Raw genomic sequence first — 18,395 nt, 5'->3', positions numbered from 1 at the left:
AGTTCACCGCCTACGGTTCAGCTGAAGGTGCCAAACTGCGGCACTACGGCGCTCTATCCGCAGAGGAATAATTTGACCTCTGCCCCCTGACGATCGATGATGGAGTTCTGAATGCAATACTGGCTGGACAAGTTGACCGATCTCGCCGCAATCCCTGGAGATGAAGGCATCCTTAAACTCGCCCTCGCAACCTTTACCGAGCAGATTGGGTTCGCAGGGTATGCCTATCTCAACCTCCAGCCGGGGCGCTCCGTCGCAATCTCCAATTATCGCCAAGAGTTTCAGTCCGACTATTTCGCGCGCGACTATATTGCGATCGATCCTGTCGTTCGACGCGCGAAATCCCTGAAGCGGACCTTCACCTGGAGCGGCGAACACCAGACGTCAAGACCCTCCAAGGCCGAACGCTCCTTCTACGCGCATGCGGCCGACTTCGGGATTCGGTCCGGCATTACAATCCCCATCAAAGCCGCATACGGCTCCCTCGCGATATTCACGCTTGCCTCGGAGAAGCCGGTAATCGACTTGGACCGCGAGATCGACCCTGTCGAGGCCGCGTCCGCGGTCGCGCAACTTCATGCCCGCATCAATCTTGCTGATCCGACCCCAAGTGTCGAAGAGCCGATCGGTCTCGATCCCAAGGGCGCCGCCTATCTGAGCTGGATCGCCGTCGGGAAGACGATGGAGGAAGCGGCGGACCTTGAGGGTGTCAAATACAACAGCGTGCGCGTCAAGATCGCCGAAACGAAGAAGCGCTTCGACGTTCACACACTGACCCATCTGACCGCCGTCGCCATTCGCAGAAGACTGATCTGAGGATCAGTTCACCAAAACTTTCGGAATATAGCCAAGGATAGTGACCAGCGTGTTCACCACATACATCTGCGCGTGCATCTCCATGCAGGCCTGGATGTAGCTGAGATGCTGAGCGCCGCCGGTCGCCTTCCCGGATTTGTAATCGTCGGGAAGGTTCTGGAAAAGCTGGTCTGCCTCGTCGACCAAATGTCGGTGGATTCGGATGGCGTCCACGGTCAGGCTCTCAAGGTCAGGCTTGGGGAGACCCTGCGTCAGCCCGACTACAGCGCGGATCTCCATTTTTTCTTCTGACGATGTGGACTCCGATACCATTCGATTTCGTCTCCGGCTTGTCCGCGGTGCGCCCCCGCAAACGTTAATCCCTGATCCCAAGCCGGGGGTTGGAAACTGTACCTGGACAGTCCTGCGACCTTTAGTACCGGAGCACCTGGACATACGTCACAGGCCCCCGGCCAATCGGTCAGAGGATTCTGGTGCTGCAACGGCCAGCACCAACCGCCAGATAGAGGTTTCCACACCTCGGGGCAGCGCGTACTGCCCTATCCGCCCTTATAGAGGGCGGAAGCTGAATTCGCCAGTGCAAACATGCACATGATCAAGCAAGTCGTGCGGTGAATGTCGCGAGCATCAACGTCATTCAGCACCAATTCCGGAGAGATTGACACGGATGCCGGCCTTGTTTGGATCGCCATCGCGGGCCTCATCCCTGACGGGATCGCTCACGGCTTCCTCGGCAGAATCTGCCGACGGCTGGGTAGCATTGCTCGTGGGCTCCTCCTTGTCAGGCTCAGCCACCTCGACCCCGCCAGGGTCGGGCGCCCGGAACACCGCTGTCCCCTCGAAGTATCCGCTCTGCCAGGCGATGATGGCGTCGTCGAACACCTGCGGCAGGGCTTCCTTGTCGGTGGGGTTGCCGTACCACTTCATGACGATGCGATAGACCTTGGCGAACAGGGCCGTGCCCATTTTCAGATTGGCGCAGGCGTCGACGATGTCCGGCTTGAGCTCGCCCGCCTCCATAATGCCAAGACCGGCCGGATACTGCGTGATCCCGACCCGTAGGCTGTTGCGGCCGATGTTCTGGCGGATCAGCTCCATGGCCTCGTCTGGCGTCGTCGGTTTCGGCACAAGAACGACGCGGTTTCCGGATCGGACGGTCACGGCAAGCGGATCCTGCGATCCTGCCCGCTCGATGAACTGTTCCACGATCGCCGGCTTCAGGCCGGGATCTGCGCATTGCTGGATGAGGGCGGCGTCGACCATCCCGGTTTTCCTTTCTCACGTGTTGAAGGCCATGACGACAGGCAGATCGAAGAGCTTGGCCCAGGCGACGGTGCTCGCCTGCTGGATGGCGACGATGGACGTGCCCCTGGTCCACCAGCCATTGCCTGTCGCGACGATGACGCCGGGGCCGTGCAGCATCGACTGCAATACCGGCCAGAGGATGAGTTGCTCGTAGCAGATCAGCGGCGCGATCCTGATACCGCCGATCTCGACGGCCGGGTTCTCGAAAAAGTGGGCGCGAGCGCCGCCGCCCTGCCCTGTCCAGGCAAGCCAGGGCTGCCACATGGAGACCGGAACGGGCATCCGCTCGCGATAGAGGATCCTTGCCGCGTCGCCCGAAACCGCCACCATTACATTGTCATATCCCTCAGCGTCGACGACCGCGGCGCCGGCCATGACGGTGATGTCGAGATCCAGGATCGCCTCCTGCCAGAGGCGCGCGACCGTCGGCGTCCAGAGGCCGAGCGCACTTTCGGGAAGGACGACCACGCGGGCTCCCTCTCCTGCCGCAAGCCGAACCGTTGCGATCAGGGCACGGTGATGCTCGAGCGATCCGTCGCGTCCGAGCCTCTGGCCCTGTTCGAGATCGACGGCTTTCCATCCGTCCGGTCGTTTCGGTTCCGTCCACGTTGCGGCGGACCAGAGCCAGAACCCTCCGAGCGCGATGGCCGCAGCCGGCCACGCTCGCGTCGTCATGACGAGAAGGCCGGCTGCCGTCGCGATAAGCCCCCACCATCCCCATCCCGGAAACAAGACGCCGGCTGATGTCAGCGGATGCGCCCAACCCGTGATGCCGAAGGGCGGCAAACCAGTGAGCACCGCCGCCGCCAGATAGCGCACCGTCCTCCCCCGATGCCACGTCCCGATCCGCCCCCTAACCGGTGATGTCCAGGCCGCCACATGCACCGCGACGAAAGAGAAGGAGGCGCCCGCCCAAAGCAGGAGCCCGGGCCAGAGGTCCGCGGAATAGAAATTCGCGACGCCCTGCGGCAGGCCGCGTGAGGCGGCGAGGAAATAGCCTGTCGACACCAGCGCAGCGACAAGGCGCGAAGACGCCATCGCCCAGAGCGCCGGAAAGAGCATTGCCACCGGTAGGGCCAGCACATGGCCGCTCCAGCCGATCCAGCCGCAGGCCACCGCGGCAACGACGAGTAAAGAGGATGGCCGGCGTTGACCGGTGCGATCATGGATCGAAGATGATGACCGGGCGGGCAAGGCCGAGCAGGCCCGCAGCGGGGATTGGGCCGAAATATCGGGAGTCATAGGAGCTCGCAAAAGAAGAGTGGAGAAACAGACGTCCGGGCGGTACGACCCCGCCGGGATAGGACGCGATCGCCCTGCCCTCGCCGTCTGTCTTCAGGACGGCGGATAGGTCGAGCGAGCGGCCGTCGATGAAGACGTTTTCGCCGATCTCGATATGCTGGCCGGGAAGTGCCGCGACCATCTTGATCAGCGGCGCAAAGCCGCCGGCACAGAGCCCGCGCCGGAGATAACCGCGCCGGCGCGCTTGTTCGAACAGCGGGTTCGCCGGCGGGCAGACGAAGACAAGGTCGCCGGCCTCAACCGGACGGTCGAGCCTCTCGATCCGCCAGAGCCCGAGCGGCTCGCTCGGCGTCAGGTTCAGCCTGTATCCACCGATCAGCCCGGCGACCACAACGCCGCCCATGAACATCGAAGCCGCACCGAGCAGTGTGATCGCACCACGACCGGTCACTGCTTCATCACCGGGGTCTGACGCTGGGTTTGACGCATTTCCTCCGCCTGTTTCAATGTTTCCACCGTTCGTTCGTGGGCGGCGAGCTGCTGCGCCGTGCGCATGATCGGCCAGGCTTGCTTGAGCTCTTCGCGCTCTTGTCGCTGGAGACGGTCGGCGAGCTTCTCGAAGAGCGACCCGGACGGCTCCCGGGCTGCATTGGTGAGCAGCGTGCGCTCGCCGAACCTCTCCGTGACGGCCTTGTTGAACCCGTCGATTTCGAGTTTGGTCTCGCGGTTGCTGAGCGCGTAGGCGAGTGCGGCAGGCAAATCGTAGCGGTCGATCGCGTCGCGCACGCGCTCCAGCACAGCGCGCGCCGCCGGCGACAGCGCCGGAATGTCGATCGACACGCGTTGACGCAACGCGTGCTCGTCCGCCGCCATGCGCTGTGTCGCGGTTTCGCGCATCTGGAGATAACGTTCGAGGTCGCGTGTCAGCGCCGGCACGTTGACCTCGGCCACCCGGCGCGCCTCACGATCCGTCTTGCTGGCGAGCATGCCGGTCTTGCCCTTGAGTGGCCCGATCGACGCCGGCTCGGTGGCAAGCTTCCGCAGCGTTTGATTGGCAGCCTGGCTGTCGGCGAGAATTGCGTCGAAGTTCATTGCCCGGAAGGCCGCTTCCGGATCGGCGAAGATATAGCGGAAGCGGATGGAAACGTCTTCCCATTGCTTCCTCAGCGACGGGTCGGTATCGAGCTTCTCTGCGACTGTGTCTGCAACGGAATTCTCGAACTGGGTCATTCCGGCAACCATGGGCTTCGCCTCCTTCTTCGCTTGTGTTGTCGAGGATTGCCGCAAGCCGAGACGTTCGCCGAGCGCCCGAAGACGGTCGGTGAGATCGGCGAGCCTGTTCTTCTGGCGCAGCGTCCAGTCGAGCTGGTCGCGCAGCAGTGTTCGCGCGACTTGGGCGATGTGCAGGCCGCGGTTCTCGGCGAAACGAAGCGCCTGCCGGTAGAGCGTACCGCGCTCGTAATCGAGCGTCGTCTCCTTGGCGTTCTTGCGCGACAGGACCTTCGTCAACCCGCCGTTCAAATCAAACGACCGGCGCCCGAAATAAACCTGCAGATCCTCGCGATGACGGGTCATCGCGACGTAAGTGAGGTGCCGGTCGAGCGACAGCGAAGCCAGCACCTTCACCCGGTCGACGGTCGCGCCTTGCGACTTGTGGACCGTCGTGGCGTAGCCGTGATCGAGGTTACTGTAGGTGCGGCTGTCGACCGTCACCTGCCGCCGCTGATCGCCCTCGCCGACGACAGCGACGACGCGGTTCGGCGCGGCCTCGACGACATGGCCGATCATGCCGTTCTTCACGCCGAGCGATCCCTCGTTCTTCAAAAAGACGATCTGGTCGCCGGCATCGAAACGGCGCATGCCGCCGGCGGTCCGGAACGCATGCCCTTCCCCGACAATGCCGCGCTCCACCAGTTTTGCGCGGGCCAGCTCATTCAGCATATGCACGTCGCGGCGCAGATGCGCCAGGATCAGCATGGACTTCTTTGGATCGTAATCGTGGTTCCACGAAGCGATCAGGCTCTCGACGGCTTGCGCCTTCAATCGTTCGCCGATGACATGGCCGCGGGTGCGATAGGCGAGAAGCGCCTGGTCGACATTGCCGCGGGCAAGATCGAGCGAGGCGCGCCGCATCCAGTCCTCGCGCTGGCGATAGATCGTCTCAAGTTCGGCATAGCCGATGCGGTCGATGATGGCGCGGAAGGCGGCACCCGCCTCGATCGGCTGAAGCTGCTCGGGGTCGCCGATGAGGACGATCTTCGCGCCGGCCCTGGCGACAGCATCGACGAAGCCGGCCATCTGCTTCGAGGCGACCATGCCCGCCTCGTCCATCACGAACACCGTCTTTGCGTCCAGCATGTCGCGCTGCTGTTTCCAACGCAGTTCCCAGGAGGCAAGCGTGCGGCTCTGAATGCCAGCTTCCTTCTCCAGTCCCTCGGCCGCTTTGCCAGCGAGTGCCGCCCCAACCACTCGGTATCCGGCAAGCTCCCACGCCTCCCGAGCAGCCTTCATCATCGTGGTCTTGCCGGCGCCAGCGCGGCCGACAACGGCGGCGATCCGCGCCGAACCCGAGACATGTTCGATCGCGGTCTTCTGCTCGTCCGAGAGACGCGTGTGGCGTGAGAAGACGGCCGCCAGCACCGTCTCGGAAACGCCATTCGTCCTCCGTCCCGAGAGCCAGGTTGCCTGACGTACCATCCCGGCCTCGAGCCGGATCAGTTCGCGCGTGGTATAGCGAGCCTGCACACGCTCGCCGGTCGCAAAGTCGATGGTGTCGCGCTGGAGCCGCAGCAATTCCGGGCTCTGCATGATGCGCGCCAGCAGCTGCTGGAAGACTCGGTAATCGTCGACATAGCGGTGCAGCACCTTGGCGATATCGCGTTCATCGAACACACTCTTCTCGCGCGTGATGAGGTCGAGGACGATCTCCGGGCGCCGCATAATACGATGCGCGTTTTCCCTCCGGCGCGCCTCGTTCAATTCCAGCCGTTCTAGCTCCGGACGGACGCCTTGGCTTTCCGCCTTTCGCTCGATCGCCTTGGCGCCGACGCCGAGGTGGATGGTCGGTTCAAAGTCGATGCCCTGCTTTTCGTAGGAGCGGCCATCGATGCGAAGATCGACGCCGTTCAGCGCCAGATGATGGTTCTGCCGTTCGAACCATCCGTCGCGCAGGATATTGAAATCGTCGGTCGAACCGGCCCAGAGTTCATAGACGATCTTGCCGGCCTTAGTGCGCAGCGGCTGCCCGTCTTCGCCGATAACCGGAACCTTCTTCGCCCCGAAGCCATCCTCGGTCAGCGGACGCAATGTCGTCATCAGGTGGATATGCGGATTGCCGGGATTGTCATGGATGACCCAGTCCGCGACCATGCCCTTGGCGAGGATATGCTTTTCGACGAAGTCCCGCACCAGCGTGATGTTCTGCTCGGGCGTCAGCTCCAGCGGAAGAGCGATGGTCAGGTCGCGGGCGAGCTGGGCATCGGAGCGTTTCTCGAACGCCTCGACGGTGTTCCAGAAGGCTTCCGCGGCGCCGGCAACCGAGCGGTCGGCGATCAGGGCGCGTGCCCATTTCGGAGCATTGGCCGGGAGCACAAACTCCTCGTGCAGCAGCCCTTGCTTCCTTGTGTAGTCGATGGTGCGGGCTTCGCGCTCGTATTCCATCTTCGCGCAGTGCCGATAGGCCGCAGACAACACCGCGCTGCGGCCGTCGCCGCGGCTGACGATGCTGGCTGAGAAGTGGGCGATAGCCACGGCGCAAAAAACTCCCGGTTCGAACCTCGTTCGTCGGGAGCGGCCAGGCCAGGTTGGGCCTCTCACGCAACGCGTCGCGTCAGCGACGTATAATTGCGCCCTTGGAACCGCTCCTTCGGAACGGCGGGATGATCCTCTAAAGTGTCGGCTTTGCCGACGTGCAAATCTGCATGTTTCCCAGAAGGCGCATCCGGAGGAGTCTTGGCCTTGCGAAAGCAGTGCCAGGACAGACAAGGAGTGCCACCGGAATGAAGAGACCGTCGTCGAAAATCAGGGAAGAAATCGCCAAGCTGCAGGATCAGCTGAAGCAGGCGGAGACGCGCGAGGCCGAGCGCATCGGCCGGATCGCGCTGAAAGCCGGTCTCGGCGAAATCGAGATCGATGAGACCGCATTGCAAGTGGCGTTCGAGAACATCGCCAAACACTTTCGCGGAGGCAAAGGAGCTGCGACCGGAAAGAAGGACGCCGCCGCTGGCGGGAGCGCCAGCGCTTCGTCCACGACGGTCGAGACTGGCGCGGGCCAGGGCAGCGCTGGCGAGGCTTGAGCGGATGGCCCGGACGATGAAGACCGATGCGCGAAAAAAGGACACGCGCGAGAAAATTGAGCTCGGCGGGCTGATCGTCAAGGCCGGCCTGCGCTACGAGAAACGGGCGCTGCTGCTTGGGCTGCTGATCGACGCGAGCCGACGCATCAAAGGCGACGATGCGGAGCGATCGCGCCTCACCGCAATCGGGGCGGAGGCCTTTGGCAATGACGGCGAATAAGCTCCTTCTCGCCGTCATTCCGGCCGCGACGATGATCATGGCCGCGATCTTGATGCCCGGCATCGAACAATGGCTGGCGGCATTCGGAAAGACGGCGCAGGCAAAGCTGATGCTCGGGCGTATTGGGCTTGCTCTGCCCTACGTGACAGCGGCGGCGATCGGCGTGATGTTCCTGTTCGCCGCGGACGGATCGGCGAACATCAAGGGTGCCGGATGGGGCGCTGTCGCCGGATGTGGGGCTGTCGTCATCATCGCCATCATGCGCGAGGCGATCCGTCTTACCGAAATTGCCGGCAGTGTGCCGGTAGGACAATCGGTCCTCGCCTATGCCGATCCGGCGACGATGCTCGGCGCGGCCTCGGCGCTCTTCGCCGGTGTCTTCTGCCTGCGAGTAGCGATCAGAGGAAACGCCGCCTTTGCGAACCCAGCGCCGCGGCGCATCACCGGAAAGCGGGCGGTGCATGGCGAGGCCGACTGGATGAAGATGGCTGATGCGACAAAACTGTTTGACGATGCCGGCGGCATCGTGATCGGCGAACGCTATCGTGTCGACAAAGACAGTGTCGCGGCCATGCCGTTTCGCGCCGAAGAGACGCCAAGCTGGGGCGCCGGCGGCAAGTCTCCGCTGCTGTGCTTCGACGGTTCGTTCGGTTCGTCGCATGGCATCGTCTTCGCCGGCTCGGGCGGCTTCAAGACGACGTCGGTGACGGTCCCAACCGCGCTCAAATGGGGCGGCAGTCTCGTGGTGCTCGATCCGTCGAGCGAGGTGGCGCCGATGGTCATCGATCATCGGCGCAAAGCCGGCCGTAAGGTGATCGTGCTCGATCCTGCGACGCCGGCGATCGGCTTCAACGCACTCGACTGGATCGGCCGCTTCGGCGGCACCAAGGAGGAGGACATCGTCGCGGTCGCGACTTGGATCATGACCGACAATGCGCGCGCAGCATCGGCCCGCGATGACTTCTTCCGCGCATCCGCCATGCAGCTCCTGACCGCGCTGATCGCCGACGTCTGCCTCTCCGGCCATACGGACGAGAAAGACCATACCCTGCGCCGCGTCCGGGCCAATCTTTCCGAACCGGAGCCGAAGCTGCGCGAACGGCTCACGCGCATCCATGAGCAGTCGGAATCCGACTTCGTGAAGGAGAACGTTGCCGTCTTCGTCAACATGACGCCGGAGACGTTTTCCGGTGTCTACGCCAATGCGGTGAAGGAAACCCACTGGCTGTCTTACCTGAACTATGCGGCCCTCGTGTCGGGCGATAGCTTCTCGACCGACAATCTCGCGGAAGGCGGCACGGACGTGTTCATCGCGCTCGATCTCAAGGTGCTGGAGGCGCATCCGGGACTGGCGCGCGTGGTTATCGGCGCGCTGATGAACGCCATCTATAACCGCAATGGTGAGGTCAAAGGGCGGACACTGTTCCTGCTCGACGAGGTCGCCCGCCTCGGCTATCTGCGCATCCTCGAAACCGCGCGCGACGCCGGCCGCAAGTACGGCATCACGCTCACCATGATCTTTCAGTCGATCGGCCAGATGCGCGAGGCCTATGGCGGACGTGACGCGACCAGCAAATGGTTCGAATCCGCGTCGTGGATCTCGTTTTCGGCGATCAACGATCCGGACACGGCCGACTACATCTCCAAGCGCTGCGGCGAGACCACCGTCGAGGTCGACCAGACCAACCGCTCCACCGGCATGAAGGGATCGTCACGGTCTCGATCCAAGCAGCTCAGCCGCCGACCGCTGATCATGCCGCACGAGGTACTGCGCATGCGCAGTGATGAACAGATCGTCTTCACATCAGGCAATCCGCCGCTCAGATGCGGACGCGCCATCTGGTTCCGGCGCGAGGACATGAAGGCCTGCGTCGGGCAGAACAGGTTTCATCGCGAAAGCGAGAAGAATGGATGAGTGCCATGCTCGAACGGGAGCGGCTTGGCGCCCGCGACCGGTCGCACCGCGAGAGGATCGCAACCCGCATGGGACGAAACCGCGTGGCGGGTTCGGTGCGCTTCAGCGCATAGAGCCGTGGGGCAAAGCCTCCTCGCCCGCTCCCTCTTCCTTCGGAACTGAACCATCAGCGATATGAATCAGTCGCGCTGGATCGATTCATGGAAGTCGTTGGACGCGGGTTCGCTAAGACGCGAGAATCCGGGCATGCAAAACGAGAAAACAGGCCCGGTTCATCTTCACCGCATTGACGCAGGCCAGAACATGCGGCGCTTCTATATGCTCGCGATCCAACCGACCCTGTTCGGCGGCGCCTGCGTCATCCGCAACTGGGGCCGGATCGGATCTTCCGGCCAGACCATGATGGAAACCTTCGACAGCCAGGAAGATGCGAACACGGTGCTACGGCGCCTCGAGGGCACGAAAAGAAAGCGGGGCTATCGCGACACCCGCCGCGGCGAATAGCAGGTCCGGAATGTTCGGAACTTGATGTTTCCTGTGGTTTTCGCGGCTCTGGCAAAACTTCCAGCATTTGCGCCCTATCGTTGCCGCACCTTCATCGTCATACCTGAAGGACATCCATGAACAGGGGAAATTGTCCTACATGACCACCACCAACGAGATCGCCGACAAGATCGCATCCGAGCAGAACCTGACCAAGGTCCAGGCCAAGGCAATCGTCGAAAGCGTCTTCAACCAGATCGCCGAGGCAGCAAAGAGCGGCGCGGAAACGTCGATTCCCTCCTTCGGCAAGTTCAAGGTCAAGGAGACCCCGGAGCGCGAGGGCCGCAATCCCGCGACAGGTGCGACGATCAAGATCGCCGCTTCGAAGAAGCTGACGTTCACGCCGGGCAAGGCGGTCAAGGACGCACTGAACGGCTGAGGCGAATGGGCTGCTGAGATCGGCAGCCCTATGGAAGTCTCCTAGAAAGGAGGCTCCCCGCTGATGCGGCCGTCCTGTTCGGCTTCAACGACGGCAAGCTCGGCCAGCACAAGCTCCAGCTCCGCCGCAATCTGGCGGCGCTCGCTCGCGTCCAGAACGGCCCTGAGCTCAGCTTTCAGTTCCTCGATTTGCATTTCGAGAGAAATCGTCATCGTCGTCTCCTTGATGTTTGTGAAAGACGACGCCGCGCGTCATGGCGGAGCGGAGGAGTCTAGGATCGCGAAACGCGACCGCCGGAGGCGGCGAGCGGGGGAGCCGAAATGCGCGAGCATTTTGGGGGTACTGCTCGTCCTCGACGCCTTTGGTCCGCCATGGCATCCTCGGGCGATCTGAGCAGATCCCACCTCACCGTATCGCACCCGAAAAGCCGGACACGGGCTCGATGCCCACGACCGGCTTCCTCATGCGGACGAAGAAGAGCCCCGCCTGATGGCGGAGCTCCTCGGCGTGGCGATCAGGCCTCCCGCTTCGGGCGGTTCCAGATGAGGGCGTATTCTCCTTCCTTCTCGCTCGGCCACAGTGCCGCGGTGATCGGGGCATTGAAGCTCGGGTCGTCCAGCTTGACCGAGATGAAAGGTTCACCGTCAGCGGAGATCTTGTTCCAACCTGCGCCGACCTCGACGCCGTTGCCGGCGGTGATGCGGAAGTCCGGGGCGTCGCGCGAGACGCGCTCGATGGGGTTCAGGCGGGCCCGCATGCTGACGGTGAGGGTGCGGACGTTGCCGATGATCGAGTTGTTGCCGTTGGTGTTGAATTCGCCGATGACTGCCATTGTCGTGTTCCTTTCCGGTTTGTTCGGGCCGCGCCTGTCGCGGCCTCGATGGCCGTGTGAGGACCGGGGGCGATCGACGCCGCACCCGCAGGGCCGGAACGTGAGTGGGGGGCGGCCGGGCGCTGCTATTTTGTCTCGCGATGCAAAGGCGGGCTTGCCCGCTGGCGGAAAATAGTTGCGGCTGGCCGTTGCGGACAGGCGATCGAGACGCAGTCGCCCTGCGGTCACACGTCATCCATCGAGGTCTGCGTGGGTGCGCCCTGGCTCAGGCGGAAGGAACCCGGCATGACCTGGCGGTCATCGTCGGCTTCGCCACAGGTCGGCGGCGACATCATCACCGGCAACGTCCCCCTCCACGACGCGCGACCTGGAACCGCCGTTACGATCGGCGCCTTCGTCGGCGCCTGCCGCCGCATCTCCTGCGCTCGACGGCCGAGGTTCTGCCCGTATGGATGATCTCCGACGACGGCACAGCCCGCCCCACGCGCTCATGCCGCTGGATCCAGCGCTCTCGTGCCCATCGTCGTGCGCTGGCCAGGCGTCGACAGCGGGCTCTACCCGCCCCGTCAGGAACCGCCGCCGCCGCAAGGCCCCCTCCCATCCCGGAAGCCCGCCGTCAGGCGGGGCTTGTCCTGCGCGTCTCGCCGGGAGCGCGCCGCAGGGAAGGGAAAGAATCAGGCCTGCTGCCGAAAGCAGCCGGACGCCTCGGAGATGACACGGATGTAAACGGCGCGATCGCAGCCGAGGGGCTTGCGGTGCTGCCCGCGAGGAATGCCGGACAAGCGATCGTAACCGGAATCGGCTGAGACGGCCGCAGGCTGGCTCAGTGCCGCAGGCATAGAGCGCCGCCGGCCGGACCGGACGGTGGCCCGATCCTTCTCGGTTGCTCTTCAATCCGCGAAATTGCTGCTATTCCGCCCGGTCGACGCGCGCTCGGCATGGCAAGAAACGGCTTGAAGGCGGCGGCAACCTTGGCGAGGAACCCCTTGCTGAAAGCGCCCAAGATCTCGACGTTGGGATCGTAATAGAACGATGCTTCCGCAATATCGTGATTGAACTCGGAGACGGTGATCCACGCATCTTTCCACTCCCGAATCCCGGCGCGGCGGCACTCGAGCTGCGGAATTTCGAGTGCAGTTTGATCGGAACGAGGCGGCGTGCCGGAGATCGCCAGTATAACCAGATGTGTCTGCGCACCCTTTGGAATGGCCAGCACCATGCACACCGGGCGGGACTTACGCCCTTCGGTTTCGCCCTTGTCCCGCTGCCATCCCCAGAGATATGGATATCGGAGGACGGAGCCGCTCGGTGGAATATCAACCATCGGCTTCGCGGCCTTCCTCGATCAGCCGGTCCAGTTCGGGCATGATCAGGTCCACCAATTCCTGCGGCGCTTCGTTGGCGCCATAGACCCGGCGCGGGTCGCCCCTGCTTTTCATGGCCTCGAATTCGTCGTAGGTCATGAGAACATAGCGCGCTCTTCGGTGCTGGGTGATCGCCACCGGCTGACGGTCGGCCGCCATGGTGACGGTTTTGATGTCGCGCAGCAGCTCGACGGTCGAAAATTTCTGCATGGCGGGTCTCCATGAAATAAGTCGGAATATACGACTTATTTGACTATTCTGCAATGTAGCCGCGATGCGATCGATCTCATCAGCCCGACAGGGCCGTTGATTTCGGTGATGCGGACGCCGGCGGCGACATAGCCGCCGCTGCGGAACAGGCCGACGAGATACTGCATCACGTCGAGGTAGAGGCGGCCGCCGACCAGAGCGACGTCGAGGAAGACTCGCTTCTCCGCACCGCCGCAAAGGCTGTAGATGTGCATGCCGGGATGTTCTCCAGACGGCATGACGCGGCGCTGTGTCGTCGGTCGTGGCCAGCGCGTGCCGAGATCGCCGGCCTTCATGGCGGCGGCCATCGGCTCGGTCATGCGCGCGTCGTACATCTCGATCGGCGTGTTTGCCGCGCGGAAGCCGAGATGGGCGGAGAGGAAGGCGACCTTCGCCTTCTCGCCGTGAGGATCGGCGGCGCGAAGCGTCCGCCACAGCGGACCGTCGTAGCGTTCGATCGCCGGTATGTGCTCCGGGCGGCCTCGCTTGGTGGCCGAGCACGCAAGGATCAACAACCGGAAAGAAGGGAGCGGGGCCATTAGGCTGCCTCCCTTTCGGATTGCGCCTGCGGCTGGAACTGGTGAAGGAAGGCGACGGCGCGCTGCGCGTGCGCGGCCGCCTGGAAGACGGCCCGCCTGTCGCCCTGAAGCACGGTCAACCAGGACTGAATGTAGCTGGCATGATCGGGGCGCGGTTCGAGCTCCGGCACGATGCCGAGATCGGCGCAAATCAGCGATGACCCGATTTCCGCGACCAGCTCCTCCCTCGCGCGTTCGCTCCGATCCTTCGCGTAGCGGCTAAGATCGCGGCCGACACGGCGGGAATCTGCCGTCCAGTGGATGTGCTCGTGCGCGAGAACGGCGACGTAAGATTGAGCATCGCGGAACGTCTCGAATGGAGGCATCTGGATATGGCCGGAAGACGGTGAAAAGAACGCCTGCGAACCACCATGCCGGATTTCGGAGCCGGTATTGGCGAAGAACCTGTCGGCATGTTCGATGCGCTCGATCGGATCTTCGACCGGCTTCGGCGCGTAGTAGTAATGGTCCGGCAGGCCGTCGATCTGCTCGACGTTGAACACGCCGTAGGCCTTGAGGAAGGGAATATCCCGGTCGATCTCGCTCCCGTTCGCGGCGGTCTCCGTCTTGGTGAAACGGCTGGCGTAAATGACGGTCGCGCTGGTTTCGCCCTTGCGGACATGCGCGCCAAGTTCGTTGGCCTGGCGGAGCGTCATCCAGATCGGGGCCGCATAGCCGTGCGCCATCGCTTCCGACCAGAGCAACAGCACATTCATGCCGGTGTAGGGCTCGCCATTATGGCGCAGCGGGCGCGTGATGCGTCCCTTCATAGGGCCTGCCCGCCAGGGCTGGACCCAAGGGCGGACGCCCTTCTCCAGATCCTCGACGATCTTTTCCGTAATCCGCGCGTAGACATCGACGCGCGACCCACTTTCTTTCCTGCTCATTTTCCTGAACCTCCGTTGCGGAGGTCGCGCCGGTCGCGACCCCTTACGGCGGTCCGAAAGGCCGGGGCTATCAGGGGCGCCGCGCACCCGAGCATGGCGAGGGCCGAAACGAAGTGGAGGACAGCGAAGCCGTTGCACGAGCGCCCCGGCCCCGGCAGGACCACAGCCGGAAGGGTCGCGGCGGGCGCTCTCCCTTCTTTCCACCCCTTTCATTCCCTCGTCGCGATCTAGCGTATCACGCCCGGCAGGCAATGTTCCTGACTAGCTGACCAGATGCTTCAAAATGGCCAGACAGACAGGACTGACGAAAAAGCAAGACGGACCGGAAGCCGGGCGGCGGTGAGCCGCTGGAAGCTGTAAGGCGCGAAAGCGCGCTTCAGCGAGGTGTGCGGCATGCCCGTGTGGAAGGGCCGCAGAGCGTGACGGAGCGTGGCCAGGACGTGGTCATCGTCATGAGCGTCGAGGAATTCGAGCGCCTCGTCCCGCGGAGGCCGGAAGCGCCCTACGTCCAGTTCATGGAGGGACTGTACCTCAATGGGCTCGACCTCGAGCGGAGGCTGATTGCGGTCAAGACGCAATCGGCAGGTAGCCGGGAAGAGGGCGGGACCGAAGCCCCGCCCCGGCGGCTCAGCCGAAAGCCGACATCTGGAGCTCGGCGGCCTTGCGGTCGATGCTCTGGCCGGGATTTTCGATATGGCGCTCGAACGGCTTCCACTTTTCGCCGACGACCTGTTCGTAACCGGCCACGGCGCCCTCGGCGGCCATGCGCAGGGCGTGAGACTGGAGCGCCATGTCGGCGGCGAATTCGCGCTTGCGCTGCGCCGCGCTGTCGAAACCGACCGGGCCATCGAGATCCTCGTCACGGATTTCGTTGGCGGCCTTGGCGGTCATGTCGCGAGCTTCGGTCACCGCCCGGCTGTAGAACTGGCCGGCGCCGTGGGCGGATCCGACATAGGCGCCGACGACCCGCTGGAGGTGGATCTGCATCGCCCGTTCGCCAAGGCCCTCGTTGAGGCTGTCCGCCGTTTCGACGATCAGCCGCTCGTGGAGGTCGCGGATGCCGTCGCTGTCGAGGAGGGCAAGGCCGAAGCTTTCGGAGATGAGGGTGGCCTGGCTGGCGTCGGGGCAGCAGAGCCTGACCATTTCGAGGTTGACGCCCTTGCGCAGTTGCACGACGCGGGGGGTCTGACGCGGAGATTGAGCGGTCTTGGCCATGTTGAAGTCCTTTCTTCGGTTCGCCCTTGGGAGACTCGCCGGCGCTTGCCGGCGTCCCCTCGGGTGCGGCCGAAAGGAACCGGCGCGCGCCGGAGGTTTCAGGGTCCGGCCCTTGCCAGGCGAGCGGGAGGGGGTTGCGGACGAGCAGGGCTTTCAGCCCTTGCGAAGGACGCGGCCCCGGCCTGCGAGATCGGCGAGGACCGGCCGCAACGCGGCGCGGCACGCGGCCTTGAAACCTCCGGCAGACGGTTCAGACCGCAGCCCACACCGAGGGGATGCCGGTGAGCGCTGCGTCGCTCCATCGATGCGGCAGGAGGACGAAAACATGGCTGGGCCGCTCTCCCGGAAGAAGAGACCGCTCCTGCGCAACGGACGGAGCAGCAGCTCGAAGACCGCCCCGTTCCGCCCGTTTTCAGGTCAGCGTCGGGATGAGCGAGTCCATCCGTTTGCGGCGATCGCAACGAACCGACGGGCGTGCCGAGAATCCCGGCCGAGGTCGTCAGGATGCGAGCGAGGGCCGGATGTATCCCAACCCTATCGCGTCACCGGCGCCTATACCGGTTCCGCAGATGCTCCAGATCAGCTGATGGACGCCCTGGGCGCGCTGCATGTTCGCGATCGACATGCAGCTCCATCGCCCGGTGTCCGGATGGCCGGCGGCACCATGCACCTGGCGCCGCCCGGCAGGTCGGGCATCTGACGCGCGTGACTGGGTGATCCGACCATGACTGGCCGCATCGGTAGCAGCGGAAGATCATGGCGGCTGTCCCGGTTATCTTTTGCGGGACGTCAGGCCGCGCGGGCGGTCGGGCTGCCGTCCCGCTCGCGCAGCAATGCGATCGCCCGGTCCTGCCGGGCGAGTTTGCGGGACAATGCATCTATCTCGGGCTGCCGCTCGGCGGTGATGGCCGCGAGATTGGCGCGATACTGTTCGAGAAACGCGCTCGCATCGGGCGGCCTGCCGCCCCGATACACCCTGCGCTTCGGTTTCAGGCTGGGGATCAGCGCCGTCATGCGTCGCGTGATCCGCCGCTCGATAAGATCGAGCTGGTGCTGTGTCTGTCTGCGTGCCTCTTCCATGCGGAAGAGCAGCACCTGACGATCAACTGACGGGATTATGCGGCGTTCCCCCGCTGCCAGCCGATGAAATCCGACGGGCCATCGTAATCGCTATGCCGTGCGGGATCGATCACAAAGCCGAACCGGCCCATGTCGTATTCGGACTTGGGGACGAGGAAACGCCGTTCTTGCGATTGGCGATCACGCTTGCCACCCATCGTCGCGACACACTCGACAAAGCCCTCCCGGTGGCTGGAATTGATGGTTGAGATCACCACCCAATCCGCCTCATGCTCGCGCTCGAACAGGTGCCGGTCCTTGGTGCGGGATTCGCCGGGCGTAAGGACCGTTCCGTGAATAGCCTCCCATGCCTGGGGCCAGTTGTCCTTGATGGTTTGCTCCGCGCAACGCCGCTCGAAAGCCGTGAAGAGCGCGGGGAAAGTAAGAGCGACAATCGCCCATGCCTCATCCTCCTCATACCATCCACCACTGCTTCGAAGATCGGCGCGCACCTCAGCGTTCCGATCGGGGGAAAGACGAAATCCGCCGTGGCTGGCCGTCGAGAAGAAAATGACACCTTCGGCATAGAGGTGCGCACTCTGTGCCGTACCCCAGGGGCTGCTTGAATTGCCGCCAATCTCTCGACGGCCGAGCGCCTGCTTCTCGCGCTGATGCTCGGCGTTTTCCGCGACTTTGGCGCGGAAGTCCGCTTCATCGGCGAGTTCACCGGAAAAGCTGTAGAAATCCGATCGCTTCCACTGGTCGAGGGGCCGGTTGATCTTCCAGGCCGTCGCGTGTGAGAATGTGCCGCCGCGTGAGGTCATCATCGCGAACGCCGTGTCCGCCACGAGGGCAACGGGAAGGCCATCGGAACTTATACCGAATTGCACCCCCGGAAATCCGAGGGCTTCAGCCGCCTCGGTCGTGCTAGGGACGGTGCTCATGCCGCAACCCTCCCTTCCACGACGTCGGCCGCGATCTCGTCCGCCGTGACTTCTTCGAACCTGGCGTAGGGATAGCCATGCCGGGACAGCCATTCCTCCGCGGCCTGCCGGTCGGCGGCGAGATGCACCAGTTCGGCATGCTCGCCCATCTGGTTGAAAATGCGGACTGAGCCGATGGCTGGTCGCTCGATGATCGTGAACCGCAGGCTGGATCCCAGCGAGAAGGTCCGATGGACGCAAATGGCGATGACGCCGCCCGCGCCATGATCCGCCTCATGAAGCGTGAAATTCGCGGGAAGGATGACGCTGCCGACGGAACGTTCGTCCTCCTTGCGGATCAGGCGCCCGCTGCCATTGTTGGTCTTCCAGGCGGACAGCTTTTTGCGATGACGTTCGGGCGGGCGCGGCGCGCCGTCCGACCAGGCGATGATTGAGCCGATGGGGGCTCGAGAAATGAGATGCGCGGACATGGGTGTCCTCCGTGATTGCACTGGTGAAACCGAAACCGCCGCCGGGGTGACCGGCGGCGGCGGGATTGATTGGAAGATGACA

General features: G+C 63.7%; 23 protein-coding genes. 6 read left to right on the top strand and 17 right to left on the bottom strand.

What is annotated here, in order from left to right; genetic code table 11:
- Positions 1-111 precede the first annotated feature (111 nt).
- Positions 112-816 (top strand): autoinducer-binding transcriptional regulator TraR, encoded by a 705-nt coding sequence (gene traR / locus RNA01_RS14575; protein ID WP_147180946.1) that lies wholly within the window; start codon positions 112-114, stop codon positions 814-816.
- A gap of 3 nt (positions 817-819) precedes the next feature.
- On the opposite strand, the gene RNA01_RS14570 is transcribed toward traR, so the two are convergent.
- From RNA01_RS14570 to traA, 5 genes are all read right to left on the bottom strand, one after another.
- Positions 820-1,128 (bottom strand): transcriptional repressor TraM, encoded by a 309-nt coding sequence (locus tag RNA01_RS14570; protein WP_147180945.1) that lies wholly within the window; start codon positions 1,126-1,128, stop codon positions 820-822.
- A 321-nt stretch (positions 1,129-1,449) separates the two neighbouring features.
- Positions 1,450-2,079: a TraH family protein gene (locus RNA01_RS14565; protein ID WP_147180944.1), complete on the bottom strand. Its 630-nt coding sequence runs from the start codon at positions 2,077-2,079 to the stop codon at positions 1,450-1,452.
- A gap of 15 nt (positions 2,080-2,094) precedes the next feature.
- Complete coding sequence (locus RNA01_RS14560; protein ID WP_147180943.1) at positions 2,095-3,363, bottom strand: conjugal transfer protein TraB; 1,269 nt, start codon at positions 3,361-3,363, stop codon at positions 2,095-2,097.
- A complete protein-coding gene (traF, locus tag RNA01_RS14555; protein ID WP_147180942.1) occupies positions 3,284-3,814 on the bottom strand; it encodes a conjugative transfer signal peptidase TraF in 531 nt (176 codons plus the stop codon). Before traF ends, RNA01_RS14560 begins: the two co-directional genes overlap by 80 nt.
- Entirely contained in the window at positions 3,811-7,113 is a 3,303-nt protein-coding gene (traA, locus tag RNA01_RS14550) for a Ti-type conjugative transfer relaxase TraA (RefSeq protein ID WP_147180941.1), read from the bottom strand. The genes traF and traA overlap by 4 nt, the downstream gene beginning before the upstream one ends.
- A gap of 248 nt (positions 7,114-7,361) precedes the next feature.
- Between traA and traC the strand changes: the two genes are divergently transcribed.
- From traC to RNA01_RS14525, 5 genes are all read left to right on the top strand, one after another.
- Entirely contained in the window at positions 7,362-7,658 is a 297-nt protein-coding gene (gene traC, locus RNA01_RS14545) for a conjugal transfer protein TraC (RefSeq protein ID WP_147180940.1), read from the top strand.
- 4 nt (positions 7,659-7,662) lie between these two features.
- Positions 7,663-7,878 (top strand): type IV conjugative transfer system coupling protein TraD, encoded by a 216-nt coding sequence (gene traD / locus RNA01_RS14540; RefSeq protein WP_147180939.1) that lies wholly within the window; start codon positions 7,663-7,665, stop codon positions 7,876-7,878.
- Positions 7,865-9,793: a Ti-type conjugative transfer system protein TraG gene (traG, locus tag RNA01_RS14535; protein ID WP_147180938.1), complete on the top strand. Its 1,929-nt coding sequence runs from the start codon at positions 7,865-7,867 to the stop codon at positions 9,791-9,793. Before traD ends, traG begins: the two co-directional genes overlap by 14 nt.
- A 246-nt stretch (positions 9,794-10,039) precedes the next feature.
- Positions 10,040-10,297: a WGR domain-containing protein gene (locus RNA01_RS14530; protein ID WP_147180937.1), complete on the top strand. Its 258-nt coding sequence runs from the start codon at positions 10,040-10,042 to the stop codon at positions 10,295-10,297.
- A 139-nt stretch (positions 10,298-10,436) separates the two neighbouring features.
- Positions 10,437-10,715: an HU family DNA-binding protein gene (locus RNA01_RS14525; protein WP_147180936.1), complete on the top strand. Its 279-nt coding sequence runs from the start codon at positions 10,437-10,439 to the stop codon at positions 10,713-10,715.
- Positions 10,716-10,756: 41 nt separating this feature from the next.
- On the opposite strand, the gene RNA01_RS23705 is transcribed toward RNA01_RS14525, so the two are convergent.
- The 12 genes from RNA01_RS23705 to RNA01_RS14475 form a co-directional block, all read right to left on the bottom strand.
- Positions 10,757-10,927 (bottom strand): hypothetical protein, encoded by a 171-nt coding sequence (locus tag RNA01_RS23705; RefSeq protein ID WP_170253459.1) that lies wholly within the window; start codon positions 10,925-10,927, stop codon positions 10,757-10,759.
- Positions 10,928-11,229: 302 nt separating this feature from the next.
- Entirely contained in the window at positions 11,230-11,547 is a 318-nt protein-coding gene (locus tag RNA01_RS14520) for a DUF736 domain-containing protein (RefSeq protein ID WP_147180935.1), read from the bottom strand.
- An 823-nt stretch (positions 11,548-12,370) separates the two neighbouring features.
- Positions 12,371-12,871 carry a hypothetical protein gene (locus tag RNA01_RS14515; protein WP_284727945.1) on the bottom strand — a complete coding sequence of 167 codons (501 nt, stop codon included), beginning with the start codon at positions 12,869-12,871 and terminating at the stop codon, positions 12,371-12,373.
- Positions 12,864-13,121, bottom strand: a complete 258-nt coding sequence (locus RNA01_RS14510; RefSeq protein ID WP_147180934.1) for a type II toxin-antitoxin system Phd/YefM family antitoxin — start codon at positions 13,119-13,121, stop codon at positions 12,864-12,866. The genes RNA01_RS14515 and RNA01_RS14510 overlap by 8 nt, the downstream gene beginning before the upstream one ends.
- 35 nt (positions 13,122-13,156) lie before the next feature.
- Positions 13,157-13,699 (bottom strand): hypothetical protein, encoded by a 543-nt coding sequence (locus RNA01_RS14505; protein WP_147180933.1) that lies wholly within the window; start codon positions 13,697-13,699, stop codon positions 13,157-13,159.
- Entirely contained in the window at positions 13,699-14,625 is a 927-nt protein-coding gene (locus RNA01_RS14500; RefSeq protein WP_147180932.1) for an ArdC family protein, read from the bottom strand. The genes RNA01_RS14505 and RNA01_RS14500 overlap by 1 nt, the downstream gene beginning before the upstream one ends.
- 278 nt (positions 14,626-14,903) lie before the next feature.
- The gene (locus RNA01_RS24445) at positions 14,904-15,203 is read right to left on the bottom strand and encodes a hypothetical protein (RefSeq protein WP_170253457.1); all 300 of its coding nucleotides are present in this window, start codon (positions 15,201-15,203) and stop codon (positions 14,904-14,906) included.
- A gap of 49 nt (positions 15,204-15,252) precedes the next feature.
- Positions 15,253-15,840 (bottom strand): hypothetical protein, encoded by a 588-nt coding sequence (locus tag RNA01_RS14490; RefSeq protein WP_147180931.1) that lies wholly within the window; start codon positions 15,838-15,840, stop codon positions 15,253-15,255.
- Between the two features lie 542 nt (positions 15,841-16,382).
- A complete protein-coding gene (locus RNA01_RS24555) occupies positions 16,383-16,598 on the bottom strand; it encodes a zinc finger domain-containing protein (RefSeq protein WP_488803419.1) in 216 nt (71 codons plus the stop codon).
- A 31-nt stretch (positions 16,599-16,629) separates the two neighbouring features.
- Positions 16,630-16,920, bottom strand: coding sequence for a hypothetical protein (locus RNA01_RS14485; RefSeq protein WP_174824559.1), 291 nt, complete (start codon positions 16,918-16,920; stop codon positions 16,630-16,632).
- A gap of 35 nt (positions 16,921-16,955) precedes the next feature.
- Positions 16,956-17,843, bottom strand: a complete 888-nt coding sequence (locus RNA01_RS14480) for a DUF7007 domain-containing protein (RefSeq protein ID WP_147180929.1) — start codon at positions 17,841-17,843, stop codon at positions 16,956-16,958.
- A complete protein-coding gene (locus tag RNA01_RS14475) occupies positions 17,840-18,313 on the bottom strand; it encodes a UCP036055 family protein (protein WP_147180928.1) in 474 nt (157 codons plus the stop codon). The genes RNA01_RS14480 and RNA01_RS14475 overlap by 4 nt, the downstream gene beginning before the upstream one ends.
- Positions 18,314-18,395 lie beyond the last annotated feature (82 nt).

It is taken from the genome of Paenirhizobium naphthalenivorans (assembly GCF_007992095.1).
In the GTDB taxonomy this organism is placed as follows: domain Bacteria; phylum Pseudomonadota; class Alphaproteobacteria; order Rhizobiales; family Rhizobiaceae; genus Allorhizobium; species Allorhizobium naphthalenivorans.
Note: the sequence above shows the minus strand (reverse complement) of the source record. Positions and strands in the feature narration are given on the sequence as shown.